At 68.3% G+C, this 23,883-nt stretch carries 23 protein-coding genes; 6 read left to right on the top strand and 17 right to left on the bottom strand.

Annotated elements, in window-relative coordinates; translation table 11 throughout:
* Window positions 1–36: 36 nt before the first annotated feature.
* Genes ABD768_RS23290 through ABD768_RS23280 form a run of 3 tightly spaced genes read right to left on the bottom strand, consistent with a single transcriptional unit; the run spans window position 37 to window position 1,888 of the window.
* Window positions 37–255, bottom strand: a complete 219-nt coding sequence (locus ABD768_RS23290) for a hypothetical protein (RefSeq protein WP_343981657.1) — start codon at window positions 253–255, stop codon at window positions 37–39.
* Window positions 256–305: 50 nt separating this feature from the next.
* Complete coding sequence (locus tag ABD768_RS23285; protein WP_343981660.1) at window positions 306–1,133, bottom strand: DUF4097 family beta strand repeat-containing protein; 828 nt, start codon at window positions 1,131–1,133, stop codon at window positions 306–308.
* On the bottom strand, window positions 1,130–1,888 hold the full coding sequence (locus ABD768_RS23280) for a hypothetical protein (RefSeq protein ID WP_344843929.1): 759 nt from the start codon (window positions 1,886–1,888) through the stop codon (window positions 1,130–1,132). Before ABD768_RS23280 ends, ABD768_RS23285 begins: the two co-directional genes overlap by 4 nt.
* A gap of 122 nt (window positions 1,889–2,010) precedes the next feature.
* Here ABD768_RS23280 and ABD768_RS23275 point away from each other — a divergent pair, with 122 nt between their 5' ends.
* Window positions 2,011–2,805 carry an SDR family NAD(P)-dependent oxidoreductase gene (locus tag ABD768_RS23275; RefSeq protein ID WP_343981666.1) on the top strand — a complete coding sequence of 265 codons (795 nt, stop codon included), beginning with the start codon at window positions 2,011–2,013 and terminating at the stop codon, window positions 2,803–2,805.
* Here ABD768_RS23275 and ABD768_RS23270 read toward each other — a convergent pair.
* From ABD768_RS23270 to ABD768_RS23255, 4 genes are all read right to left on the bottom strand, one after another.
* On the bottom strand, window positions 2,802–3,575 hold the full coding sequence (locus ABD768_RS23270; protein WP_344843926.1) for a hypothetical protein: 774 nt from the start codon (window positions 3,573–3,575) through the stop codon (window positions 2,802–2,804). The two genes, ABD768_RS23275 and ABD768_RS23270, sit on opposite strands and share 4 nt — an antisense overlap.
* Entirely contained in the window at window positions 3,575–4,312 is a 738-nt protein-coding gene (locus ABD768_RS23265; protein WP_344843923.1) for a hypothetical protein, read from the bottom strand. Before ABD768_RS23265 ends, ABD768_RS23270 begins: the two co-directional genes overlap by 1 nt.
* A gap of 2 nt (window positions 4,313–4,314) precedes the next feature.
* Entirely contained in the window at window positions 4,315–5,145 is an 831-nt protein-coding gene (locus ABD768_RS23260; RefSeq protein WP_344843920.1) for an SCO4651 family lipoprotein, read from the bottom strand.
* A gap of 110 nt (window positions 5,146–5,255) precedes the next feature.
* Complete coding sequence (locus ABD768_RS23255; protein WP_344843917.1) at window positions 5,256–7,406, bottom strand: (Fe-S)-binding protein; 2,151 nt, start codon at window positions 7,404–7,406, stop codon at window positions 5,256–5,258.
* Window positions 7,407–7,594: 188 nt separating this feature from the next.
* Between ABD768_RS23255 and ABD768_RS23250 the strand changes: the two genes are divergently transcribed.
* The gene (locus ABD768_RS23250; RefSeq protein ID WP_344843914.1) at window positions 7,595–9,508 is read left to right on the top strand and encodes a protein-arginine deiminase family protein; all 1,914 of its coding nucleotides are present in this window, start codon (window positions 7,595–7,597) and stop codon (window positions 9,506–9,508) included.
* Between the two features lie 48 nt (window positions 9,509–9,556).
* Here ABD768_RS23250 and ABD768_RS23245 read toward each other — a convergent pair whose 3' ends face one another.
* Both ABD768_RS23245 and ABD768_RS23240 read right to left on the bottom strand, forming a co-directional pair.
* The gene (locus ABD768_RS23245; protein ID WP_344843911.1) at window positions 9,557–10,327 is read right to left on the bottom strand and encodes a DUF4097 family beta strand repeat-containing protein; all 771 of its coding nucleotides are present in this window, start codon (window positions 10,325–10,327) and stop codon (window positions 9,557–9,559) included.
* 36 nt (window positions 10,328–10,363) lie between these two features.
* Entirely contained in the window at window positions 10,364–11,050 is a 687-nt protein-coding gene (locus tag ABD768_RS23240; RefSeq protein WP_344843908.1) for an SDR family oxidoreductase, read from the bottom strand.
* Window positions 11,051–11,175: 125 nt separating this feature from the next.
* Here ABD768_RS23240 and ABD768_RS23235 point away from each other — a divergent pair, with 125 nt between their 5' ends.
* Window positions 11,176–13,659 carry a polysaccharide lyase family 8 super-sandwich domain-containing protein gene (locus ABD768_RS23235; RefSeq protein WP_344843904.1) on the top strand — a complete coding sequence of 828 codons (2,484 nt, stop codon included), beginning with the start codon at window positions 11,176–11,178 and terminating at the stop codon, window positions 13,657–13,659.
* Here ABD768_RS23235 and ABD768_RS23230 read toward each other — a convergent pair.
* On the bottom strand, window positions 13,637–14,089 hold the full coding sequence (locus tag ABD768_RS23230) for a hypothetical protein (protein ID WP_343981693.1): 453 nt from the start codon (window positions 14,087–14,089) through the stop codon (window positions 13,637–13,639). The two genes, ABD768_RS23235 and ABD768_RS23230, sit on opposite strands and share 23 nt — an antisense overlap.
* A gap of 1 nt (window position 14,090) precedes the next feature.
* Window positions 14,091–15,761: a DUF8094 domain-containing protein gene (locus ABD768_RS23225; protein ID WP_344843901.1), complete on the bottom strand. Its 1,671-nt coding sequence runs from the start codon at window positions 15,759–15,761 to the stop codon at window positions 14,091–14,093.
* 138 nt (window positions 15,762–15,899) lie between these two features.
* Here ABD768_RS23225 and ABD768_RS23220 point away from each other — a divergent pair, with 138 nt between their 5' ends.
* Both ABD768_RS23220 and ABD768_RS23215 read left to right on the top strand, forming a co-directional pair.
* Window positions 15,900–16,487 (top strand): TetR/AcrR family transcriptional regulator, encoded by a 588-nt coding sequence (locus tag ABD768_RS23220; protein WP_344843898.1) that lies wholly within the window; start codon window positions 15,900–15,902, stop codon window positions 16,485–16,487.
* Window positions 16,488–16,491: 4 nt separating this feature from the next.
* Window positions 16,492–17,244, top strand: a complete 753-nt coding sequence (locus ABD768_RS23215; RefSeq protein WP_344843895.1) for a CPBP family intramembrane glutamic endopeptidase — start codon at window positions 16,492–16,494, stop codon at window positions 17,242–17,244.
* Window positions 17,245–17,250: 6 nt separating this feature from the next.
* Here the strand turns inward: ABD768_RS23215 and ABD768_RS23210 are convergent, their stop codons facing one another.
* The 3 genes from ABD768_RS23210 to ABD768_RS23200 all read right to left on the bottom strand — a co-directional run bounded on the left by ABD768_RS23210 (window position 17,251) and on the right by ABD768_RS23200 (window position 19,880).
* Window positions 17,251–17,568: a hypothetical protein gene (locus ABD768_RS23210; RefSeq protein ID WP_343981705.1), complete on the bottom strand. Its 318-nt coding sequence runs from the start codon at window positions 17,566–17,568 to the stop codon at window positions 17,251–17,253.
* Window positions 17,569–17,637: 69 nt separating this feature from the next.
* The gene (locus tag ABD768_RS23205; protein ID WP_344843892.1) at window positions 17,638–18,822 is read right to left on the bottom strand and encodes an MFS transporter; all 1,185 of its coding nucleotides are present in this window, start codon (window positions 18,820–18,822) and stop codon (window positions 17,638–17,640) included.
* Window positions 18,819–19,880, bottom strand: a complete 1,062-nt coding sequence (locus ABD768_RS23200; RefSeq protein WP_344843889.1) for a DNA polymerase III subunit beta family protein — start codon at window positions 19,878–19,880, stop codon at window positions 18,819–18,821. The genes ABD768_RS23205 and ABD768_RS23200 overlap by 4 nt, the downstream gene beginning before the upstream one ends.
* Before the next feature lie 75 nt (window positions 19,881–19,955).
* On the opposite strand from ABD768_RS23200, the gene ABD768_RS23195 reads away from it, so the two are divergent.
* Entirely contained in the window at window positions 19,956–20,429 is a 474-nt protein-coding gene (locus ABD768_RS23195) for an AAA family ATPase (protein ID WP_344843886.1), read from the top strand.
* On the opposite strand, the gene ABD768_RS23190 is transcribed toward ABD768_RS23195, so the two are convergent.
* The 3 genes from ABD768_RS23190 to ABD768_RS23180 are packed head-to-tail and all read right to left on the bottom strand — an operon-like array spanning window position 20,419 to window position 23,814.
* Window positions 20,419–21,324: an alpha/beta hydrolase family protein gene (locus ABD768_RS23190; RefSeq protein WP_344843883.1), complete on the bottom strand. Its 906-nt coding sequence runs from the start codon at window positions 21,322–21,324 to the stop codon at window positions 20,419–20,421. The two genes, ABD768_RS23195 and ABD768_RS23190, sit on opposite strands and share 11 nt — an antisense overlap.
* 10 nt (window positions 21,325–21,334) lie before the next feature.
* A complete protein-coding gene (locus tag ABD768_RS23185) occupies window positions 21,335–22,513 on the bottom strand; it encodes an anhydro-N-acetylmuramic acid kinase (RefSeq protein WP_344843880.1) in 1,179 nt (392 codons plus the stop codon).
* Complete coding sequence (locus tag ABD768_RS23180; RefSeq protein WP_344843876.1) at window positions 22,513–23,814, bottom strand: MFS transporter; 1,302 nt, start codon at window positions 23,812–23,814, stop codon at window positions 22,513–22,515. Before ABD768_RS23180 ends, ABD768_RS23185 begins: the two co-directional genes overlap by 1 nt.
* Window positions 23,815–23,883: the final 69 nt, after the last annotated feature.

Here is a 23,883-nt window from a genome sequence, read left to right as displayed (position 1 = left end):
GCAGCAAGCTGCAAAGTGCTTGAGAAGTCATCGAAATCACCGGACGACGGACAGGCCGGTCCGGCGGTGGCGCGGCTGCGGCTCGAGCCGGTCGGCCAGCCGGCGCAGGACGCCGGCCAGCTCGTGCCGCGGTCCGGCGGGCTCACCGTCGGCCCGCAGCGCCTCACGGTGTTGCTTGCTCTGGGCCCGTAGTTCGGCGACCCGGATCTGTTCGGCCACCCGATAGCGGGCTACCTCTTGGTGTTCGCTGATCATGGCTGTCTCCCCTCACTGGTCCCCGTGCTGACTGGTGCTGTTCTGGTACTTCAGACCCGGACGACGGTGATGTCGCCGGAGACGGTGCGGGCCCGCAGCATCAGCGAGCGCTCACCCTCGGCCGGCTTCTCACCGGGCTCGAGGTCGCACCGGATCTGGCCGGTGACCGTCTTGAGGTCGAGGTAGGTCGGCACACCGTCCGGTACGCCGATCTGCACGTCGCCGCGAGCCGTCTCCGCCCGGACACTGGGTCCCTCGGCGGACTCGACCCGGACGTCGCCGGAGCCGGAGGTCGCGACCGAGTGGTCCCGGATCCGCTCGATGGTGATGTCACCCGAGCCGACCTTGACCGTCGTCGGCCCGGCCGCGTCGCCGACCCGGACATCGCCGGACCCGGTGGACAGGCCGGTCGTGCCGACCGCCTCGCCGATGTCGATGACGCCGGAGCCGGTCTTGGCCCGGACGCTCTGGCCCGCGTACCCGACCCGGACGTCACCGCTGCCGGTGTTGGCCGCGAGGTCGCCCTCGATCCGGTCGGCGCGGATGTCACCCGATCCGGTCGACAGCCGGGCCTCGCCCAGCGCCGCGCGGGAGCTGATGTCACCGGAGCCGGTCTGGATCCGGGCGTCCAGGACGTCCGGAGTGGCGATCCGGACCCGGATCTCCGGGCCGCGCCGCAGGTTCTTCGGGGTCTCGACGATCAGTTCGCCGTTGACCACCTCGAACACCACGTCGCCCTCGTCACCGCTGTCGACCTCCAGGTCGACGACGGTCTTGTCGCCGTCGGCCGGGCGGATCTCCACCAGGCCCGAACCGATCTCGATCCGGACCCGCTCGATCTCGCCGGCCTCGCCGATCAACTGGCTTGTGTAGCTCACTGTGCCCACCCCTGCATCCGTTGGCCCGGGCCACGTCCACCCCGGCGCTGTCCATGGTCGCCGCGCTCACCGCGACGCTCGCCTCGGTCGTTGCGACGGTCACCGCGGTCACCACCGCGGCGTCCCTCGCCGAACAGGCCGTCCGGTCCGAAGACTCCCTCCGGCCCGAAGACACCGCCCTGGCCGAAGATGCCGTCGGGTCCGAGCGGGCCCTCCGGTCCGAGCGGTCCGTCGGGGGCGAAGATGCCCGGCCGGGGCGCGCGCGGCGGCCGGGGCGGGCGGCCGTAGCCGGACCGGCCGGAGGTCAGCGCAGTCATCACGGTCCGCATCAGCCACGCGTTCGACGAGATGCCCTCGGCGGTCGCGGCCTCGTCCACCTTGTTCTTCACCGACATCGGCAGCCGCAGCGTGATCCGCGCGGTCGGCTCGTCGGCGTCCAGGGCGAGATCCGCGGCGGCCGGCTCGGCCACCTCGTCGTCCAGGTCGTCGTCATCGTTGCCGGTCAGCTGGCTCGGGGCCGGCGTCACGACGAACTCGGGGCGGCCACCGGCCATCCGGAGCTCGACGGAACCGGGCGACAGCTCACGGCTGATCTCACCGGCGGCGTCCGACAGGGCTGAGATGAGGGCCAAGCGGCCCGCGTCATCCAGCGTGGCCCCGAGGCGCTGTGCCACGGAGCGAGTTTGGTCGTCGGCCAGCGCGGTGGCGTTCTCTACGCTACGGCGGACCGACTCGAGGTAGTGGTCAAGTTCCATGACGCAATACTGACGTCATAGTGACGTCACTGTCAACCCTTCTGATGTCACCAATGCCGCCATGGCGATGTCAGGGCCTGCTGGCAGGGCAGAATGAGGGCAGCCGAGGAGAGGGGATCGCAGTGTCCAGAGGAGTGCTCGTCACAGGCGCGTCGCGCGGGGTCGGAGCGGAGGTCGCGCGGGTCTTCGCGGCGGCCGGGGACCGGGTCGTGCTGCATTGCCGGGGTGCTGTCGACAAGGCGAACGCAGTACTGGCCGAGCTGCCCGGAGAGGGGCACGCGGTACTGTCCGGAGACCTCGGCGATGCGGCCTCGATCCCTTCACTGGTTGAGGAATCGGCGAAGGCGCTCGGACGGATCGACGTACTGGTCAACAACGCCGCGCTGTTCGTCGAGGAGCCGGTCGCGGGGTCGCGGCGGCTCGGTCACCCGCTGCTCGAGACGTCGTACGACGACTGGGTGGCGGCCTGGCGACGGACGCTGGCCGTCAACCTGGAGGCGGCGGCTCACCTCACCTGGTGCGTGGCCCGGCAGATGCTCGAGGTGGAGCCGGCCGATGGCGTCAAACGGGGTGCCGTGGTCAACGTCGGGTCGCGTGGCGCGTATCGGGGTGAGCCGGACGTACCGGCGTACGGGGCGAGCAAGGCGGGGTTGCACTCGTTCGGGCAGTCGATGGCGATCGCGCTGGCGCCACATGACATCACCGTGACGTCAATCGCCCCCGGTTTCATCGCCACTGACATGACGGCGCAGAACCTGGACGGCCCCGGCGGCGACGCGATCCGCGCCCAGAGCCCGTTCAACCGGGTCGCCACCGCGACCGAGATCGCCAACGCCGTCCACTGGCTGGCCTCCCCCGAAGCCACCTGGTCCAGCGGCGCCGTCCTCGACTTCAACGGCGCATCGTACCTGCGCTAACGCCCGGTCTTGATGACCATCTTCGGCGAGGGGGCCCTGATGGCGCCAACGGTGTCGTACCCGGTGATGGTGATCTGGGTACCAGCCGACAGCGACTTGTAGGTGAGGCGGTCGGCACCGATCCAAAGCGACTGGACCGAGGTCTTCGGCATCCCGGCCGGACCCTTCATACCGAGCACCCGGAGCATCGCGGCGTTGTTCATCGTGAGGTCGTACCGGTCCACCTTGCGGAAGCCGACCGTCTCGCTGGCCACGAACTTCACCTTGACGAGCGCCTTCCGCAGCACCTCGTTCCCGTTGGTGGGATCGGCCGCGGCGAACAGCTGCGCGAAGGCGGCCGCCGTCGGGTTCCTGGTGTCCTGCGAGTCAAATTTCAGGTACCTGCCGCGGGCCTGCGGAATCGGCAACTGCAGGTAGAGCACACCGTTGATCAGGACCGCGTGGGCGACGCCGCCGAACTGCGGACCACTCATGTCCATCCGCATCGCCAGCGGCTTGTAGGTCTGCGCGATCGTCGCGGTCATCACCTGGCCGTTGAGGCTCATCCGCATCACCCCGGCCCAGGACTTCACCTTGGCGTTGGCGGCAAGCGTCACCGGCGCGAAGGTCGCGGTGGTCAGGCGGGCGGGTGGTTTGGCGGCCTTCTGGTTGGCGGCCGGCTTCGTCGTACTGGCCTCGGGCTTGATCGCCGCGTCGTCCGTGCAGGCGACCAGGCCGAGTACCAACGGCAGGGTGGCGGCCAGTGCCGCCACCCTCGACCGGATGTTCATCAGCGCTGCTTGACGATCTCGCTCGCGGCCGGCGCCGCGATCGGAGCGACCGTGTTGTAACCGGTCATCGTCATCACGTAGTCCATGCCCGAGAAGGTGTACGCCATCTTGTGCAACAGATTGTCGGCGCCCATCCACAGGTCGAAGACGATCGGCTTCCCGCCCAGGACCGTGCTCACCCGGTAGTGCTCCACCGCCAGATCGTCGAGCTTGTCGGTGCCGACGAACTCGACCTTCTGGCCGCCCGGTTTCCAGCTCTTGAACTGCTTCAGCGGATCGGCGTTGGCCAGCATCCGGCCGACGGCCCGGACCTGCGGATTCTTGTCCTTCGTCAGATCGAGCACCACGTACTTGCCGGCCGGCGTCACGCCCGGCGCCGACATGTAGACGACGCGCTCGACCATCAGCATCCTCACGCTGCTGCCGCCCAGCGCGGCGCCGCTCATCTCCATCGACATCGCCAGCGGCTTGGCCGTCACGGCGGCGGTGAAGGCCAGCGTCTGGCCCTGCGCCGTGATGTGCCCGACGCCCTCGAAGGAGGTCACCTTGGCGGTCGCGCGGTTGAGTGCCGGCGCGAAGGTCGCGCTGGTCAGGCGTAGCGGCGGAGCAGCCTTCACCGGCGCGGCCGGTTTCGTCTGGGCCGGCTGCTCGGCCGTCGGGGCGGCGCCACAGGCGGCCGCCCCGAACAGCAGAGGCAGGGTGGCGGCCAGTGCCGCCACCCTGGTGCGAGTCGTCATGACTAGCGCTTGCCGACGATCTTGCTCGCCGGCGGCGCGGCGATGGCGACCGGCTTGTTGTAGTCGGACATCGTCATCTGCATGTCGACGCCGGCCATCGCGAACTTCATCTGGTAGATCAGCTTGTCGCTGCCCATCCAGACCGAGTAGACCAGCGACTTCGGCACGCCCTTCGGGACCGGCTGGCCGGCCGCCTTCAGCGACTTGGCGGTGTCGACGGTCACGTCGTACCGGTCGAGCTTCTGGCCACCGACCGTCTCGGACTTGACGAACTTGACGCTGCTCAGCGCCTTCTCCCAGCCCTGGTACGACTTCGTCGGGTCGGCGCTCTCGAGCATCGAGCCGAACGACTTGACCGTCGGGTCGCTGCTGTTCTTCAGGTTCAGCTGGATGAACTTGCCCGCGCCGGTCTGCTTCGGGATCGAGATGTACAGGTTCGACTTGACCAGGATCATCTGCATGGCGCCGCCGGCCATCGGGTTGACCATGTCCATCTTCATCGCCAGCGGGTTGGTGCTCTGCGACGAGGTGGCGGTGATCTTCTGGCCGCCGACCGTCATCACCATCGTCGACTTGAAGGACTTGGCCTTGCCGGTGGCCGACTTGAGCGTCGGGATGAAGCTGGCATTGGTCAGCCGGGCCGGCTCCTCGACCGGCGGCGGCGCCGGGGTGCTGGGCTCCGGCGTGGTGCTGGTCTCCGGTGCGCTGGTGGACTGCGTCGGCGTCGGCTGAGTCGCGCCGCCACCGGCAGTGTCCTTGTCGCCACACGCGGCGATGCCGAGAATCATCGGCAGGGCGATGGCCGCGGCCACCGCCCGGTTACGGAACTTCACGAATTTCCCTCCCCATTGGAACAACCAACGGAGCCTAAGGGGCAGACCCACTGACTGGGAAGGGAAATTGCAGGAAGTTGCAGTGAACTGAAGGTCGGCTGCGGTGAACCTCAGTCGCCGCGCTTGACGGACGCGAGCAGGAGCTGGGCGACGTCCTGGACCTCGACCGATTCGCGGGCCGAGCCGTCGGCCTGCTTGGCGGTCAGCCCGTCGGACAGCATCACCCGGCAGAACGGGCAGCCGGTGGCGATCTTGTCCGCGCCGGTCTCGACCGCCTCGGTGGTCCGGTTCAGGTTGATCCGGCTGCCGGTCTTCTCCTCCATCCACATCCGCGCGCCACCCGCGCCGCAGCAGAACGACTTCGTCTGGTTCCGCGGCATCTCGGCGAACTCCGCGCCCGGGATGATCTCGAGCAGCTCGCGCGGGGCGTCGTACACCTGGTTGTGCCGGCCCAGGTAGCACGGGTCGTGGTAGGTGATCTTCTGCCCGTTCAGCGAGCTGTCGGCCGGTGCGACCGGGGTCAGCTTGCCCTCGCGGACGAGCCGGTTGAGCAGCTGCGTGTGGTGGATGACGTCGAGCTCGACGCCGAGCTGGGAGTACTCGTTCTTCAGCGTGTTGAAGCAGTGCGCGCAGGTGGAGACGACCTTCTTCGCGCCGGTCTCCTTGAACACCTCGGCGTTCTGCATCGCCAGCTGCTGGAAGACGAACTCGTTGCCGGCCCGCCGCGCCGGGTCACCGGTACAGGTCTCGCCATCGCCCAGTACGGCGAACGAGACGCCGGCGATGTTCAGCAACTCGGCGACGGCCTGCGTCGTCTTCTTCGCGCGGTCCTCGAAGGCGCCGGCGCAACCGACCCAGAACAGGTACTCGACCTCGGCCAGCGTCTCGACGTCGGTACCGACCGTCTTGACCTCGAACGGCAGGCCCTTGGCCCAGTCCATCCGGCCGGACGGGTTCATGTTCCACGGGTTGCCCTTGTTCTCCAGGCCCTTGAACAGCCCGTTGAGCTCGGACGGGAACGACGACTCGATCAGCACCTGGTACCGGCGCATGTCCATGATCGCGTCGACGTGCTCGATGTCGACCGGGCACTGCTGGACGCATGCGCCACACGAAGTACAGGCCCAGAGGGCTTCCTCGTCGATCACGGCGACATCGGCGGGACCGACCAGCGGGCGCTCCTGCTCGGCCAGCACCAACTCCGGCAGCGACTTCCGCGCGTCGTCGTCGGCCGCCAGCAGGTACGGCGCTTTGGCGTACGCGTGCTCGCGCAGGTTCATCATGATGAGCTTGGGCGACAGCGGCTTCTCGGTGTTCCACGCCGGGCACTGCGACTGGCAGCGGCCGCACTCGGTGCAGGTGGTGAAGTCGAGCAGGCCCTTCCAGGTGAAGTCCTCGATCTTGCCGACACCCAGGGCGGCGTCCTCGTCGAGCTCCTCGATGTTCTCGAAGTCGATCGGCTCGCCCTTGACCATGATCGGCTGCAGCGCGCCGAGCGCCGTACCACCGTCGGCCTTGCGCTTGAACCAGATGTTCGGCCAGGCGGTGAAGCGGTGCCAGGCGACGCCCATCGTGGCGTTCAGCGAGATGGTGATCATCCAGGCGAACGAGATCAGGATCTTGACCATCGCGGTCAGGTAGATCGCGTTCTCCAGCCCGTGCTCGGACAGCCCGCCGAAGATCCCGGAGCCGATGAAGAACGTGCTCGGGAAGTGGAACTTGGAGGCGCCGGTCAGCTGGTACTCCAGCCCGCGCAGCGCCAGGATGCAGACCAGTACGCCGAGGATCGTGTACTCGACGTAGTACGCCTGCCAGGCGGTCGAGCCGAAGAACCGGCTGTACCGGCCCTTCTCGCCGCGCGGCAGGTTGCGCAGCCGGATCGCCATCAGGCCGATGATCGAGACCAGACCGGTCCAGCTGAGGAACTCGCTGACCCACTCGAAGACGAACCAGTGGCCGATCACCGGCAGCACCCAGTGCGCGCTGAACAGCTGCCCGAAGGCGGTCACCAGGCTGAGGAACAGCCCGATGAAGCCGAACGCGACGAACCAGTGCAGCACGCCGATGTGGCTCCATTGGAGCATCCGGGTGTGCAGCAGCGACTCCTTGGCCAGCGTCGCCGTGCGCTGACCCGGGTTGTCCGTTCGCGACACCGGCTGACCGAGCTTGATCACGCTGATGATGTGCCCGATCGTCTTGCCGAACAGCGCGACGCCGACAGCGGCGATCGCGAGCGAGACGACGATGGCGAGGATCTGCATACCAGCGATGTTATTGGTTGGTTACCGGTCAGTCATGTCGGTGTCGGCCTCATCACGCCCCGCGTGTTGCGTCTCACTTGCCGCGGCGACCGTTCGGGGACCGGAGAAGGACACTTTCCTGACAGCTTGCCGACATCGGCTGGGGAGTCTGGGGACAACCTGTTCCCGGCTGTGAAGGATCTGTTCGGATGAGAAGTCCCCTTGCTCGCAATCTGCTGCTGGTGGGCGCGGTGACCGCCGGAATGCTCGGCTCCGCCGTTGCACCGGCCGCAGCCGCCGGTACGCCGTACGCGCGACTGTTGACCGGTCAGCCGGCCCTGTTCCTGGCCAACCTCGATGACGATGCCGGCCGGTGCCAGGCGCCGGCGCGCGTCATCGCGGCCGCGGCGGTGGACCGGGAGGCGGCCAACGACCAGGCGTTCTACAAGAAGAAGGAGGAGCTGGCGCAGCGGCCTGATCAGGACCAGGCGCAGAAGGAGTACGAAGTACTGGTCAAGGCTCATCAGAAGGAGCAGAACCTGGCCGACCGCGAGATGGCTGCCTGCAACGACGCGGCCGACACCGTGGTGAACGGAGCCCAGGACGCCAAGGACCTGGCCCGGATCCATGTCGCGCCCTGGGCCTTGGCACCCAAGGACGCGAGCGGCCGGCTCACGGTGAGTCAGGCCGATCGGTTGCATTTGTTCGTCCAGCGCGCGCAGGGCTGGCAGCTGGTCGGGCCTTCCACCCGGCTGACCGCTGACGAGGTTCGGCATGGGGTCGAGCTGGGTCTCGAGGGCAAGGACATCATCCGCGACTCGGCCGTTTGGGACGGACGGGTCGACGTGACGCTGACCGTGACGGGCGGTGGGAAGACGGCGACCAACCGGGTGACGCTGAAGGAGGCGCCGGTACTGACCCAGCTCAACACACAGCGACTGGAGCAGGTGTTCTCGTCGTTGAGCGACGACGCCGAGACGAAGGGGTGGCAGGACGTCGTACGGTCGCAAGCCCGGGCGTCGGGCGCGTCGCTGAAGATCCTCGACCAGAGCGGTGACTCGTGGACGCAGGACATCTTCGAGCCGGCCTCCATGTCGATGCCTGGTCCCGGTGGTCAGCAGCAGAGCATGAAGGTGCTGCTCGGCTCGGTCAACGACAGCCGCCGGGTCGGCTCGCGGGTGATCTTCACCGAGCTGGCCGGGCATGACGTCGCGGCGGTGCATACCGAGCACGTGCCGGTCCTGGATCCCTTCGAGAACGAGAGCTACGACTCGATGGGCAACCTCGAGACGATGCCCCCGACCCCCGGCCACCCGAACGGCCAGATCGTCATCGGCGGCGACGGCCACAAATCCGGTCCTGCCACCGAGATGCTGACTCTGCTGAAGTCGCAGGGCGTCCAGAACCCGATCGACGTGGACACGTCCTGGCTGTCGATCGGCCACGTCGACGAGTTCATCCAGTTCGTACCGGTACCAGGCGGCTGGAAAGCCGTCGTCGCCGACCCAACCGCCGGCCTTCAGCTCCTGCACGACGTGGTCAAGGCCGGCCACGGCGACGACATCATGCACGGCGGCCTCCCCAAGCTCGAATGGCCCTACGACGAACGCATCGACCAGCGCACCACCAACGAATTCCTCACCGACGACCAATTCGTGGAAACCAACACCCGCGCCGCCACAAAGATCGCCGCCAACCTGTCGGTCCTCCGTCAGCACGGCCTGACCGACACCGACATCGTCCGGATCCCCGCCCTCTACACCGCCCGCGGCCTCGACTACGGCATGCTCGAAACCCAGATCCGCTCCACCCCTGACGGCCCCGAGAAAGACAAACTGACCGCCCGACTACACGCCATGCGCGACGCCGTGGCCGAAATCCCCGGCACAGTCAACGGCCTGGTCCTCAACGCCGGCCGCTACGTAGCCCCCAAAACCTACGGCCCCGTCCTCAACGGTAAAGACCTCTTCGCCACCGCCATCACCAAGTCCTTCGCCTCCATCGGCTACCAGGTCACCTACGCCAACGACCTGACCTCGGTCCACATCTCCGAAGGCGAACTCCACTGCGCCACCAACACCCTCCGCACCACCCCCACCACCCCTTGGTGGAAGACGCACTAACCACCGCCACTGCGCACGCTCCCACGCGGGGCGTGCGCAGTACCGCGTCTACGGCACTGTTACCCGGCCGGTGGCGGTGGTGGTTTTCAGGTTGAGGGTTTTGGTGGCGGTGATGGTGATGTCGCCGGAGATGGTGGCGGTGTGGATCACTGCGTTGGTGGTGGCGTGGACGGTGATATTGCCGGTGGTGGTGTCGGCTTGGAGCTTCTGGCCCTGGAACTCGCGGAGAGTGAGGTTGCCGCTGACCGACTTCGTGGTCAGGTCGCCGGTGATGGTGCCGAGGCGGAGGTCGCCGGTGGTGGTGCGGGCGGTGACGCGGTCGGCGGCGATGATCGCGATCGTTCCGGAGTGGGTGGTGATGGCGGCGTCCGTGGCTTGCTGGATCGTGACGTTGCCGGAGGCTGATTCGGCGTAGACGCGGCCGGCTGACGGCACGGAGATGTTGCCTGAGGCGGTCGTCAGGTCTACCTCGGCGAGGCCGAGCGCGCCGATGTGGGCGGTGTCGGTGCGGGCCACCAGTGTGCTGCCGGGTGGGGCGATCACGGTGATCTCGACTGGTGCGCCCCCGGAGCCGCCGCCAGCGCCAAAGCCGGTGCCGGTGCCGTGGATGGTTGCGATCAGGCGGCCGTCGGGGGCGGATTCGACGGTGGCTGCTTGGACGGCGGCGGCTGATGGGCCGTCGTCGTCGGGGGTGGAGAGGCCGATCATCGCTGTGGTGCAGTCCGCCTGGACCTGTACCTTCACCCAGCCGTCCTGGGCGAAGAGGCCGAGGTCGATGGTGATCGGACCCTCGACGGCTGCCGCGTAGCCGCGTCGCACCAGCAGCCTCCTTGAAGTCCGGGCCCCCAAGATAGGTCAGGCGACGCGGATGCCGCCGTCGAGGTGGAGGTCTATGGCGTTGGCGGCGCCGTTGCGGAGGAGGAAGTCGACGGCGTCTACGACCTCGGCGGTGGTGGTGGCGCGGCCGGTGGGGGTGCGGTCCGCGACGTATGACTGGTCGCGGTCGGCCCACGCGGGGCTGTCGCCGACGACGCCGGGGTGGAGGGCGTTGACGCGGACGGGAGCGAGCTCGACGGCGAGGGTGCGCATCACGCCGGAGACCGCGCTGTTGGTCGCGGTGATCATCGTGGAACCCGGGTACGGACGGACCTTGCCGAGCCCACCGAACAGCACGATGGACGCGCCCGGACGCAAGCGATCGTGCAGCACCCGCGCGACCTCCGTGTACCCGACCAGCTTCACCGTCGAGGCGCGCACCGCGTCGGCGATGCTGAACGCCTTGACCGTGTTGCCGTACTGCTCGATCGCGGTGATCACCACATGGTCGACCTCGCCGACCTCGGCCAGCGCCTTCTCGATCGTCTCGGGCTCGGCCAGGTCGACGGCCAGCCCGCGGGTGTCGCCGCCGATCTCGGCAGCGGCCTGCTCGGCCCGCTCGGTGGAGCGGCTGGTGACCACGACGGAGTCGCCGCGCTCCGCGTAGTACCGGGCGATCTCTCGGCCGAGGCCACCGCTTCCCCCGACGATCAGCACTGACGACACCCTGAACCCGCCTCCCATAAAGTTTAAGATTCACCTAAAGCATACATGGGTAAGCGGTTGCCGTAACTAACTTTCTGCTGATTGACTCGCGGCGTGAGGTTTTTCCCCTTCGCCCGGGAGTACCAGTGGACATCACCCGTCGCCGCCTGCTGTCTTTCGTCCCCGCCGCCGCCCTGCTGACCGCGGTCCGCCCGCTGCCCGCCGGCGCGGCGAGCACGGACTCAGAAGCACCGAAGCTGCTCACCAACACCATCGCCATCTTCACCGGTACGCCGGAATCGAACGCGCGCCCCGAGGTCAGGGCCAAGCTCAACGCCATCGACCAGACCGCCCGCACCTGGCTGGCCAACCTGGACCGCGCCCAACCCGGCGAACTCTTCGCCGGCCTCCCCCTCGGCACGAGCGACCCGAACCTGAGCGCCTCGTTCCAGCACCTCTACGAGATCGCGCTCGCCACCCGCCGACCAGGCCCGGCGTCCGAGTTGCAGGGCAACACCGCAGTACAGGCGCGGGTGCTCGACAAGCTGCGCTGGCTGCATGCCAACTACTACGGCGACCAGTCGAAGGGGTACTACGGCAACTGGTTCACCTGGGAGATCGGCATCTCGGGGTACGCCGGGAAGACCCTCGCTCTCCTCGACGCGCCCGCCGACCTGATCACGACGTACGTCGCCTCCATGGACGCCTACCTGCGCAATGGCAAGGACGGCGACGTCGACCTCGACTCGCGCTTCCACACCGGCGCCAACCTCGCCGACATCACCGCCAACCGGATCCTGCAAGGCGCTCTGCTCGACGACGACGCCCGGATCCGCAAGGCGCTGCAGGACCAGTTCACCGTGTTCGCGACAGTCGATCCGTACCACCTTCAGCACGGCGTCACCGACGGGTACTACGCCGACGGCTCCTTCATCCAGCACGACTCGGTCGCCTACACCGGCTCCTACGGCAAAGCCCTGCTCAGCCGCGTCGTCCAGACCGTGAAGACTCTCGACGGCACCGCCTACGCATCGACCGACGAACTCGTGAAGGTCGTCCAGGGCTGGGTCGAACACGGCTTCGCGCCGCTGATCTTCGAGGGCTGGATGATGGAGATCGTCAAGGGTCGCGCGATCTCGCGACCCGCGACCGGGTACGACGATGTCGCGGTCGTCGTCGAGGCCATCGTCGACCTGGCCGACTATGCGACAACCGCCGACGCCGCCGAGCTCCGCAGCTATGTGAAGTTCACCGCCCGCCCGACGCTCAACCCGAACAGCTTCGTCTCCCCGGTCAGCATCGCCCGCCTCGCCGACATCGTTGCTGATAGCAACATCACTCCAAAGGATCTCAACCCGGCCGAAAGTTCCGTCGCCTTCAACTCGATGGACCGAACCGTGCATCGACGGCCCGGCTACGCGTTCGCATTGGCCCGGAGCTCGGACCGGATCAGCAAGTACGAGTACATGAGCGGCGAGAACCTGATGCCGTGGTTCCAGGGCGACGGCGCCTACTACCTGTACCTGAGCGGCCAGGACCAGACGCAGGCGTACGGCGTCGACTACCTGACCACTGTGTCGCCGTACCAACTAGCTGGCGTCACCGCGCCGGTAGAGCAACGCAAGTCGATCCCCGAGCTCTACGGGACCGCGTACTACGACAACCCACCCGACTTCACCCCGTCGTCGGAGCTGCAGAACAAGTACGTCTACTTCCCCGTCGGCACCAACCAGTACTCCGGTGGCGCCACCCTGGGCGCCTATGGAGCCGCCGGCTGGGTCCAGTCGAGCGACCAGGCCTATGCCGACCGCATGCAACTCCCGGCCGACTTCGTGACCTACCGCAACGCAGAGTCGACCAAGTCGTGGTTCCTGCTCGACAACGAGATCGTCGTACTAGCTGCCGGAGTCGGCGACTCAGCCGGCCGCGCTGTCACCACCTCCCTCGACGCCCGCATCGCCGCGCCCACTGACGCAGTACAAGTGACCGGCGTACTACGCAACGGCCGCCTCTGGTCCGGCCCCGGCCACGCCGACCTAACCTGGCTCCGCTACGCCAACACCACCGCAGGCACCGCACTCGGCTACTACCTCCTCCAGCCGACCCCCGTAGCTGTTGGCCTGGAGCAAGTCACCCGCAGCCGTCGCATCGTTCGCACTGCGAACCCAGACACCCAAATCACCAAGCAGGTCTTCACCCTCACCCACCAGACCCAGCGACGCGCCTCCCTCGCCTACGCCCTCATCCCCCATGCCACCGAAGCCACCCTGCGCTCCTACCGTGGCCGCGTTCACCTGCTCTCCAACACCCCACGCCTGCAGGCGATCCACCACCCCGCCCTCAACCTGACGGCTGCCAACACCTTCGCCCCCGGCCGCCACCAGGTCCTCGACTACACGATCGACGGCCCCGCGTCCTTCCTGACCCAACGCCAGGCCGGTACCACCACGATCGCCATCTCAGACCCCACGACGAGACGCCCCACCATCACCGTCACAGTCCTCGGCCGCTGGCTGACCAAAACCGGCGGCGCCGGCGTCGAACTCCGCCACACCCCCACCGGCACCCGCCTGACCTACGACACCCACCAGACCTACGGCCGGACGATCAGCGCCACATTCCTTCACTGACCAAGCTCGGCGGATCAGCCTCGACCGGCCACCGGTACCCGTCCAGCGCAGCGTCCGCCGGGCGGCCGGCGCCGAGGTAGTCGGCGTACTCCACCTCCATCAGCCCGACGTTCGCCCAGCGGTCCGTGGCTGCGCCCACCAGCCGTTTCGCCAGGTCCAGCGCGACCTCGGGCTCGTCGGTCCGCGCGATCAACCGCCCGAACTCGTCCTCCTCCCGCCGCTCCAGCGACGGGAATTCGCCGACATCGAAGAACTGGTCGTGACCGATGTCCTCAGCGCAGTACAGATACAGCTCGTACTTCCCGGCCGGCCGGATCTCGACGTACCGGATGCCGGGCAGCTCGAAGCCGGTCGCAGGCCCGAGGAACTGCTGGATCGACCGGCCCCGCCGCAGCGCGCCGACAGCCAATTGCTTGGCCAGATAACGCATCTCAGCTCCCCCCGCCGCCGACGACCTGGGTGCGGATCGCAAGGACGCGCGTCTTGCCGGCGGGTGGGATGACCAAGGCAACTTCATGGAGATAGTCCTGACGAAGAGTTTGGTAGTACTTGACGTTCTTGCTGTACGCCGAGACCGCGCCGCTGGTCCAGTTGGCGTAGTTGCCGGGCTCGACCTGCTGCAGGAACTGCTCGGTGAGGTTGAGGAACACCAGTGCCTCACCGTTCGACGCGATGAAGACGGTCGGCTGGCCGTCCGGGCGGAACGTGTCGGTGACCGTCGAGATGTAGTCCTTCGCGATCTGGCTCTGCTTGTCCTTCGCGCGATTGGCGAGCACCTGGGTCAGGTCCGTCGACGTCGCGAAACGCGTTGCCTGCTTGGAGGTCGGCCCCTCCGACAGGTACTGCGCCAGGTTGGCGCCAGCCGCTTGCGGCAGCAACGGCAGCTTCGCCATGTCCGCCTTGTCCGGCATCCGCAGACCGTCCATCGGTGGCACGTCCTCCGCGGTGAGCGGGAAGACGGCGTGGGTCAGCAGCCACGGCGCACCGGCGTTTCCCCGCTCCCACACGCCGAGTTGTCCGCGCGTCGGGTCGGTGGACAGCTTCGCCGTACTGACGAAGCGCATCGGGTACGCCGCGAACTCGGGCGCGCCGATCTCGATGTCCTCGAAGCTGTCCGACGTCGCCGGGTCCTTGCCGGCCGGATCGAGCTTGCGGCCGATGAAGGCGGCCGCGCGGGACTGCCGCAGCCGCGCACCGGCCTCGATGGTCTCGTCCAGCTTGGCGTCATAGGTCTGGTTCACCCGGGCCCGGACCTCGGCGTACCGGTCGAGGACCGCCTGGCCGTCGGCCAAGGTGACGGCAGGCTTGGTGGTCACTTCCTGGCTGACGTTCTTCGGCGGTATCGCCGTGCAACCGGTTGCCGTGAGCAACACCACCGACGCGACCCCGACCGCCCGGCGCACCGAACTGGGCTGGGACGACGCCTTCGGCGGGGTGTAGGGCATCACGGGCTGGAGGTTCAGCGGTTTGACGACCGGGACCGGCGGAAGCGGTTGCCGACGGCGCCGGACGAACATCAGCAGCAGACCGATGAACGTCAACAGCAACCCGCCGCCGAACACCATCAGGCAGCTGCCGAACAGGCCGTCGATCTCGACGCCGAGGGTCACCCTCGCGTCGACGTCCGGCGATCCGTCGGCATTCATCACGACCACGTCGTACCGGCCGTCGACGATCGGCCAGGCCAGTGACTGCTTGCCCTCGCCGCTCGCCTTGACCGTCCACCAGTCGAGCCCGGCCGGCGCGGCCAGCGGTGCGACCTTGCCGGTCATCTCCTGGCTGTCGAACGACGAGGGCAGCTCGAACCGGATCAGCCGCGTGTACTGCGAACGGCCGAGGTAGCTGGCCACGTCGATGTCCTGCCCGATCCCGACGAAGACCGGCCCGGCCGCCGCTGCGGTGAGGTGCAGCGTCGGGCCGTGCCGGTCGATCAGGTCGGGCGCGGTCATCACCGCGAGCCCCTTGCTCACCAGCGACTGCTCGCCGGTGTCGACGGTGTTGTCAGGACCGACCAGCCAGAACGCGGCGGCGCCTCCCACCGCCGTGACCACCAGTCCCACCACAGCCAGCACCAAGCCGGAGGCGATACGGGCGAAACGCATGAAAACACTCCCCGTTGGAACGACAATTCGGCCCTGGACGGAGGGCCGGCCGTAATCCGATAACTGCTCCGACAGCGATCTGTTACTGTTCCCGGAGTTAGTGAATGCCCATTCGCTAACTCCTCGGAGGGAGCTCCCATGGCCAGACCCCGGCTGATCAGCGACGACGCGATCCTGGACGCGACCCGCCAGGCGCTGGCCGAACTGGGCCCGACCGGGCTCACGCTGGCAGCGGTCGGAGCCCGGATCGGGCTCGCGCCGCCCACCCTGATGCAGCGGTTCGGGTCGAAGCGCGGGCTGCTGCTCGCCTCGGCGGCCCGGTCGCCGTTGATGGTGCTCCGGGCGGTCGCGGAGGCAGAGGCGAGGAACACCTCTCCGCTGGCCACCCTGCGCGACTTCGCGCTGTCGAGCGTGGCGCACATCAAGCACCGCGAGGAGCTCGGCAACGGGCTCGGCTTCGTCCAGTTGGATGTCGCCGACCCGGAGTTCCGGACCCATGCGCTGGCCTACACGGACGCCATCGTCGACAGCTCAGCCCGGCTGCTGACGGCGGCCCAGGAGGCCGGCGAACTCAAGCCGGACGTCGACACCGCCGCGCTGGCCCGGCTCACCCTGGTCTGTTTCAACGGCGCCCTGCAGGTGTGGGCCGTGACCGGCTGGGGTTCCCTCACCGACTTCCTGCGGGACCAGCTCGATCTGCTGCTCTCGCCCTACACGACGGAGTAGACGGATGTTCCTGCGAATACTGGTGTTCTACCTGACCACCATGGTCTTCTCGGGCGGCCTCGACGCGCTGCAGTCGGCAGTCGGCCCAGATCCCGACCTGATCCAGCTGGTGCAGTTCGCGCCGGCCCTGGCGGTCGGGGTGATGTTCCTGCTCTTCAGGCGCAGTACCAGGGTGCTGGTGCGCTTCACCCCGGCCGCGGAGGTCGCCGGGCGGTCTGCAGTCATGGTCGGCATCGTGCTGGCGGCGATGGCCGGCTCGATCGCCATCCACGCGGCCACCGGACACAGCTGGTGGAGCGGCGGCCTGCCCTTCCCGGTCTGGGCCATGGTCCTGACGATGGTCGTAGGCGCCGCGGGCGAGGAGCTGGGCTGGCGCGCCTACCTCCAGCCGTACCTGCAGACCCGATTTTCGGTACTACGTTCGTCGCTGATCGTCGGCCTGCTGTGGGGCTTCTGGCACATCGGCGGCTTCGAGCACGGCCCGGTCTACATGGGCCTGTTCGTCGTCATGACGGTCGGCCTGTCGGTCGTGATGGGGGCACTCCTGCAAGCAGCCCGTGGCGCCAACCTGGCGATCGCCACCGCTGGGCATGCGGCGGTGAACCTCTGTCTGTTCGCGCTCTTCGACGAAGAGAACGGCGACGAGTTCTCGATGGCCGCCCTGGCCGCGGTCTGGGTGATCGCGGCAATCGTCACCCACTACGTCTACCGCCGTCCGCGGACGTCCGCCGACGCCAAGGCAGCCGCCTTGGTCTAGTACCGGCTAGTTGCGGCCGCGGGGAGTGTAGAGGGCTCGGCGGAGGCGTAGCTCGTCGCGGATCGACGGTGGGATCGGCAGGTTGCGCTCGCCCAGGGCGGCCGCGCAGGCCTCCAGGCTCTGCAGCAGGCGGTCGGCGCGCGGGCCGCCGACCGCGCCGATCCGCGGCGCGCCACGCTCGAGCTGGTTCGCCGACCGGGCGGCGTTCAGCTCGGCGAAGATGACGCCGAGCGTGATGTCGGATGGCCGGAGCCGCAGCGGCTCAGCGGGGCCCTGGGCGGATGGCGTGAGCTGAGCGGACGGCAGGAACAGGGGTAACGACATGTACATCGCCTCGTCACACCGGAGGTTCAAAGGCGCGCTCGACCTTGAGGCGCCGCTGGCTCCGATGTCTCAAGGTACTCCTACTACTGCTCGACGGACGCTTCGTACGCTCAGCAGGGTGGCGCCTGCGACGGTGGTACCGGCCGCGCAAGTCAGTACTGCGAGACGCGGACCGGCGGTCGCCAGGCCGCCCAGCAGGTTCATGGACGCGATCAGTGGGAGGGTCTGGGCCAGGGAGAGCAGCGACTGCAACCGGGTGAGGTGGGAGCGCGGCGTACTGGCGACGAACAGCGGTGCGAGGTGCGACGTGAAGAGGCCTACCCCGACCCCTTGGACGAACCCAGACAGCACCGCCGCGTAGCCGACTGACGACAGGGCTAGACCGGTGATGCCTCCCGCGGCCACCAGGCATCCGAGTGCTGCCGCAGTACCGGGCAAGGCGAACCCACCGAGCCGGGCGACGACCAGCGTGACGAGCAGGCTGCCGGCGACTGTCGCCCCGACGATCAGCCCGGCCTGCGACGCCGGCCAGCCCTGCGAGCGGGCGAGGAGCGGGACGCAGAGTGACGTCACTGGCAGCACGAAGGCGGCTGTCAGGCCGACGGTCAGCAGCAGCGCCCGCAGTACCGGCTCGGACCAGGCGAGGCGGATGCCGTCGAGGGCATCCTTCATCACTGACTCGCCGGGAGTCGTGTCGATCGTCAGTGGAGGCCTGATGGCCAGCAGGCAGGCGAAGGCCATCAGGAAGGTCAGGCCGTCGATCACCAGGGCGCCGACCAGGCCGGCAGCGGCGACCAGGACGCCGCCGAGTGGGCCGGCGGCCAGGGTGACGACCTGTTGGGTTGAGGTGCGCAGGGCCATCGCCTTGGGCAACTTTGCATCGTCGGCGAAGAGGCGCGGGAAGGCGCCCGCTGCGGGTAGGGCGAAGGCGTCGACTGTGCCGATGACGGCGGCTGTCAGTAGGAGCAGCGTGGCCGTAGTACCGGTCAGGTGGAAAGCTGCGGCGAGTAGGAGAGTCAGGGCGGCTAGTAGGAAGTAGCAGGTGAGCAGTACGCGGCGTGGGCCCCAGCGGTCGCCTAGGACGCCGCCGGCGAGGAGTAGTACGGCTCTGGGCAGGGTGAAGCCGGTCAAGACCAGCCCGGTGACGTGCGGGCCGAAGGCCGACGCTGCCCAGCCCAGGGCGAAGAACAGCGTCGCGTCTCCGAAGGTCGAGAGTGTTGCGCCTGCCAGCCAGCCGTAGAAGGCCCGGGTCACCCGTCGAGGCGGGTCGGCATCACCAGCGTGGTGAACGTCCCCTGGTCGGCCGAGCGGACTACTACCGGCCGGTCCACGGCAGACAGCTCCAACAGGACGTCCGGCCCAACGCTGACGCTCAGCGCGGCCGCCAGCAGCGAGGCGGAGAAGCCGAGCTGCACAGCCCCCGACCCAATGCCTTCCAGTACTCCGAGCAGCTCGCCGCGCGCATAGCCGACCGGCTCTACCGCCGTCACGGTGACCTTGCCCGAGTCGATGTCGAGGGCAACCGTCTCACCGGTCAGCACCGCGAGGAACTGCTGCCGGTCCACAACCACCCGGCACGCGGGCGGAGTGAGCCCGTCGAGGATCGACTGGTACGCCGGGAACTCCTCGTCCACCACCGGTACCACCCGGGACTCGCCGTCGACCACAAGCGCGGTACCGCCCGGCCCCGTCTCCAGCCGTACCTCGACCGCAGCACCGACCCACTTGGCCAGGGCAGTCAGCTCGGACGCCCGGACCAGCAAGTTGCGCGGGTACCCGGCGAACCCGAGCGGCTGCAGCTTCCGAACCGACAACCGGTAGCGGTCGGTCGCCACTACCGCCACCTCGTCCTCACCAAGCTCAAGGAAGACACAAGCGAGCGCAGGGATCTCATCCGACTCTGAGGCCGCAGCAGCCACCTGCCTGATCGCCGAAGCCAACTCGGCCCCACCCAACGTCACCGCGCACTCATACGGCACAGCCGGCAGCGACGCGAGGATCCGCGCAGTAGCCCGCCGAGCTGCCTCCGCCTTCCCCTCCACCGTCTTGAGATGCGCCTGTACGACGGCCACCCCTTCCGCCGCCCCCTCGTCCAGCACCACCCGTACCTCCGCCAGAGGCAGGTCGATCTCGCGCAGATCGCGGAGCAAAGCAGCCCGTGGCTCCTGTGACGGGGCGTAGTACCGGTACCCGTTCTGCTCGTCCACGGAGGCCGGGCGGAGCAGCCCGCAGTCGTCGTAGAAGCGCAGCGCGCTCGGGGTCAGCCCGACCTGGCGGGCGAAGGCGCTGATCGTCAGCAGCTCGTCTGTCATGCCGCCGATCCTGGGTCTTCGACCAACCTGAAGGTCAACCTGCCGAGGCTTGACGAGGGAGGTGAAAATGGTGGCGTGACGAGGTTGTTCGTGGTGACCGGCGCGCCTGGCGCGGGCAAGTCGACCGTGGTCCCGGAGCTGCTGCGGCTGCGCTCGAAGCAGCTCGTCGTGATGGACATGGACGAGTTGCTCGACCACGAGGGCCGGGTGCTCGGGATCCTCATCGCCGACAAGTCCGCCGAACAGAAATGGCCCGCGTACAACGCGTTGTGGCTGCGCATCACCGAGCTGGTCCGCCGCTCCGGTACGCCGGTGTTGCTGCTCACCCCGGGAGTCCCGACCGAGCTGCCCGAGGGCCGCTGGCTGCACCTCGACTGCCCCGACGCCATCCGCCGCAAGCGGCTGGCCGAGCGCGGCTGGCCGGAGGAGCAGATCGCCGACGCGCTCGAGGACGCCGCTGAGCTGCGCAAGCTGGTTCCCCGGTCGGTACCGGGTGACGGCACGCCCGAGGAGTCCGCGCAGCTGATCCTTGCCTGGGTCAACGAGTGAACCAGTCGCGCAGGATCGCGCTGTAGTCCTCGCTGATCCCTTCCACCGAGCGATCCGGCGTACCCGGCCAGTGACCGACCCCTGGGATCCGCACGCTCTCCACTCGGGTGTTGCCCGATGCAGCCGCGGCCCGGCGCCAGACCTCCAGCGTCTCCGGTACCGGCAGGTTGGCCTCGTCCTCGCCGTGTATCAGCAGCACTGGGCACTTCACTGTCGCGTAGAGCGGCTCGGACGCGAAGTCGATCTCATGCCACACCGGCAACTCGTCACCCAGATCCACCGGGATCCCGGCCAAGTCGAACCACGGCTCACCCGACTGCCGCTGCAGCAGCTCATCCACGGCCACCCGCTCCGCCGAGTCCCGTGCGACCTCACCCCGCCCCTTGCCGCGCAGTAGCTCAGCAACCTCGTCCCGGATCTCCAGTGCCCCGGCAACGGCCTCGTCGCCATACCCGGCCCGCCGGACCGACAGCTCGGTTGCATGCCGCATCTGCTCGGCAGGACTCACGCCTGCGCACCCGAGCAGCAGCAGAAACGCCGTGTCCGGCAACTGCTGGGCAGCCAGCGCCGCGACCCACGTCCCCTGGCTGACCCCCCAGAACCCGACCGGTACGTCGTAATGCGCCTTCAACTCCTGATACGCGGCAACAGCACCCTCGGCCTGTACGCCGAACGGGATGTCCACGTCGTCATACGGCCACGGCGCCCGCTCGAAGGCCAGTACCGCAACACCCAGCGGCGCCAGCGTCGAGGCCAGGTGCTCGAAGATCGGCTGCTCGAACGACGAGCTACTAGACCCGTGCAGCGCGACAACCCCGGACCGGACCGGTACCTCGGTAGGCACGGTCAACAGCGCCGGCCGCCCGTCAACGACGATCTCCTGAGCCTTGATCACCGCTGGATCGTCACACGACGCCCGGGTCAAGGCGCAACCCCACTGGCGCCCACTTCGGCCGCGGCGACACCGGCAGCGGCCCAGCCCCAGGCGTAATCGACCCAAGCACGCTGGTGTGCCGTGCCCCGGTACAGCTCGGCACAGTCCCACCAAGCCCATTCACCGTTAGGAAGCCCAGTACTGCGAACGCATACGCCTCCTTGGCCGCCGACGGCATCCCCAGCTCATCAGTAGCCAGCAGCCGCACCCCGCGAAGCTCCTCGGCCAGCAGATGCATCAGCACCGGATTGCGGATCCCGCCCCCGGCCGCGATGACCTCTGTCCCGCCATAGGCGCGTACCGCGTCCGCCACCGTCCGAGCCGTCAATGCGGTCACCGTGGCGACCAGGTCGTCCGGTTCGATCGGGGGAAGCCCGGTCATCGCCTCGGCCAGGTAGCCGAGGTGGAACAACTCCTTGCCAGTGCTCTTCGGCGCGGGACGCGCGTAGTACGGCTCGGCCAGCAGCCGGTCGAACAGCTCCGGGTGGATCTGCCCCCGCCCGGCCATCACCCCGTCGGCGTCGAAGGCGAACTCCCCGGCGGTGACCTCCCGCACGACCGCATCGATCAGCGCGTTGGCCGGGCCGGTGTCGAAGGCGATCGGGTCATCCACAGCCGGGACGACGGTGATGTTGGCGATCCCGCCGAGGTTGAGCGCGACCGGCGTACCGGGGCGGCCGCGCAGCCACAGGACGTCGACGATGCTGACCAGCGGCGCGCCCTGCCCGCCAGCGGCGACGTCGCGGGTCCGCAGGTCGGATACGACGGCGGTACCGGTCGCCTCGGCGATCCAAGCGGGCTGCCCGAGTTGCAGCGTGCCACGCACAGAACCCTCGTCGACCCAGTGGAAGGCAGTCTGCCCGTGCGAAACGATCAGGTCGGCCTGCCCACCACACAGCTGCTCGACCGCCTGCACGGCAACGGAAGCGAACGCCTGCCCGATCCCGGTGTCAAACCGGCAGACCTGTTCGAGCGTTGTAGTTGCTGGCGGCAATGATTCGGCCAGCGACGCTCGCAAGGCAGCAGGATATGGCTGGCTCAACAGGCCCAGCGGGGTGAGCACGAGCTGCCCGTCCTCGATCCGCAGATCGGCCGCCGCGGCGTCGATCGCGTCGTACGAGGTGCCGGACATCAGGCCGATGACCCGCATCAGTCGCGCAACTCGCGTTCGTGGTCGTCACCGCGGAGAGTCAGCAACGCGATCACGGAGACCGCGCAGGTGGCGATCACGTAGTACGCCGGGATGTCGACGTTCTTGGTCCGCTTGATCAGCTCCGTGATGATCAGGCCGGCCGAGCCTGAGAAGACCGCGTTCGACAGCGAATAGGCGAGTCCGAGTCCGGTGTACCGCGCTCTGGTGGGGAACATCTCTGCCAGCATGGCCGGTCCCGGCCCAGCCATCAACCCGACGACGAGTCCCGCCGCGAAGACCGCGGCCCCCTTGGCCGCATTCGAGCTCCCGACATCCTGCAGCAGGTTCATCAATGGCAACGCCAGTACTACGACCAGCGCCGCGCCGGTCACCATCACCGGCCGCCGCCCGATCCGGTCACTCAGCCAGCCCGCCGGCATGATCGAGACCGCGAACCCCAGATTGGCCAGCACGGTCGCGACCAGCGCCTGCTGGAAGCTGGCATGCAACGTCGCCTGCAGGTAGGACGGCATGACGACCAGGAACGTGTACCCGGCCGCAGACCAGCCCATCAGCCTCCCGATGCCGAGCGCGATCGCCTTCGCCACCTCCACCCGGTCCGCGGGCGGCGCTGCATCCCCGCGAGCCTGGGCCTTCGCAAAGCTAGGCGTCTCGTCGAGCCGGAGCCGCAACCACAGCGCGACCAGCCCGAGCGGCAGCGCGAGCAGGAACGGCACCCGCCAGCCCCAGTCGTTCAGCGCCTCCTTGCTCAGTACGGTCGCCAGCACCGCCGCAAGCCCGGCCCCGACGAGCAGGCCGAGCGCGACGGTCAGCGACTGCCACGCGCCGTACAGGCCGCGCTTGGTCCGGGGCGCGAACTCGGTCATGATCGACACCGCTCCGCCGAACTCACCACCCGCCGACAACCCCTGCAGCGCCCGCACCAGCGTCAGCAGCCACGGCGCCGCCGCCCCGACAGTCGCGTACGTCGGCAGCACGCCGATCAGCGTGGTCGATCCGGTCATCAGCAGCAGCACCAGGATCAGCGTCGGCCGCCGCCCGATCCGGTCACCGACCCGCCCGAAAACGGCGGCCCCGATCGGCCGGAAGAAGAACGCCAGCGCGAACGAGGCATACGTCTTGATCAGGCTCTCGGCATCGCTGGTCGAGGTACTGCTGAAGAAGTTCGCCGCGATCACCGTCGCGAAGAACCCGTACGCGCCGAACTCGTACCACTCGACGAAGTTCCCGACCGTGCCCGCGACCAGCGACCGCCTGGCCCGGCGGGTGTCGATACTCGTACCAGCTGCAGTACTCATCGCTCTCCTTCGGTAGCCGTCTCCAAGCAACCTTCCCCATCGGGCCGGTGTCATTACCGGTAACCAGAA

Source organism: Kribbella ginsengisoli, from assembly GCF_039537185.1.
GTDB classification, from domain to species: domain Bacteria; phylum Actinomycetota; class Actinomycetes; order Propionibacteriales; family Kribbellaceae; genus Kribbella; species Kribbella koreensis.
Note: the sequence above shows the minus strand (reverse complement) of the source record. Positions and strands in the feature narration are given on the sequence as shown.

Bases quoted from the DNA above. Each gene is read 5' to 3' on its own strand.
- ABD768_RS23270 (WP_344843926.1), bottom strand. From the start codon at position 3,575: ATGAACATCCGGTCGAGGGTGGCGGCACTGGCCGCCACCCTGCCGTTG.
- ABD768_RS23255 (WP_344843917.1), bottom strand. From the start codon at position 7,406: ATGCAGATCCTCGCCATCGTCGTCTCGCTCGCGATCGCCGCTGTCGGC.
- ABD768_RS23200 (WP_344843889.1), bottom strand. From the start codon at position 19,880: ATGACAGACGAGCTGCTGACGATCAGCGCCTTCGCCCGCCAGGTCGGG.
- ABD768_RS23280 (WP_344843929.1), bottom strand. From the start codon at position 1,888: ATGGAACTTGACCACTACCTCGAGTCGGTCCGCCGTAGCGTAGAGAAC.
- ABD768_RS23230 (WP_343981693.1), bottom strand. From the start codon at position 14,089: ATGCGTTATCTGGCCAAGCAATTGGCTGTCGGCGCGCTGCGGCGGGGC.
- ABD768_RS23185 (WP_344843880.1), bottom strand. From the start codon at position 22,513: ATGCGGGTCATCGGCCTGATGTCCGGCACCTCGTACGACGCGATCGAC.
- ABD768_RS23215 (WP_344843895.1), top strand. From the start codon at position 16,492: ATGTTCCTGCGAATACTGGTGTTCTACCTGACCACCATGGTCTTCTCG.
- ABD768_RS23210 (WP_343981705.1), bottom strand. From the start codon at position 17,568: ATGTCGTTACCCCTGTTCCTGCCGTCCGCTCAGCTCACGCCATCCGCC.
- ABD768_RS23290 (WP_343981657.1), bottom strand. From the start codon at position 255: ATGATCAGCGAACACCAAGAGGTAGCCCGCTATCGGGTGGCCGAACAG.
- ABD768_RS23180 (WP_344843876.1), bottom strand. From the start codon at position 23,814: ATGAGTACTGCAGCTGGTACGAGTATCGACACCCGCCGGGCCAGGCGG.
- ABD768_RS23220 (WP_344843898.1), top strand. From the start codon at position 15,900: ATGGCCAGACCCCGGCTGATCAGCGACGACGCGATCCTGGACGCGACC.
- ABD768_RS23250 (WP_344843914.1), top strand. From the start codon at position 7,595: ATGAGAAGTCCCCTTGCTCGCAATCTGCTGCTGGTGGGCGCGGTGACC.
- ABD768_RS23225 (WP_344843901.1), bottom strand. From the start codon at position 15,761: ATGCGTTTCGCCCGTATCGCCTCCGGCTTGGTGCTGGCTGTGGTGGGA.
- ABD768_RS23265 (WP_344843923.1), bottom strand. From the start codon at position 4,312: ATGACGACTCGCACCAGGGTGGCGGCACTGGCCGCCACCCTGCCTCTG.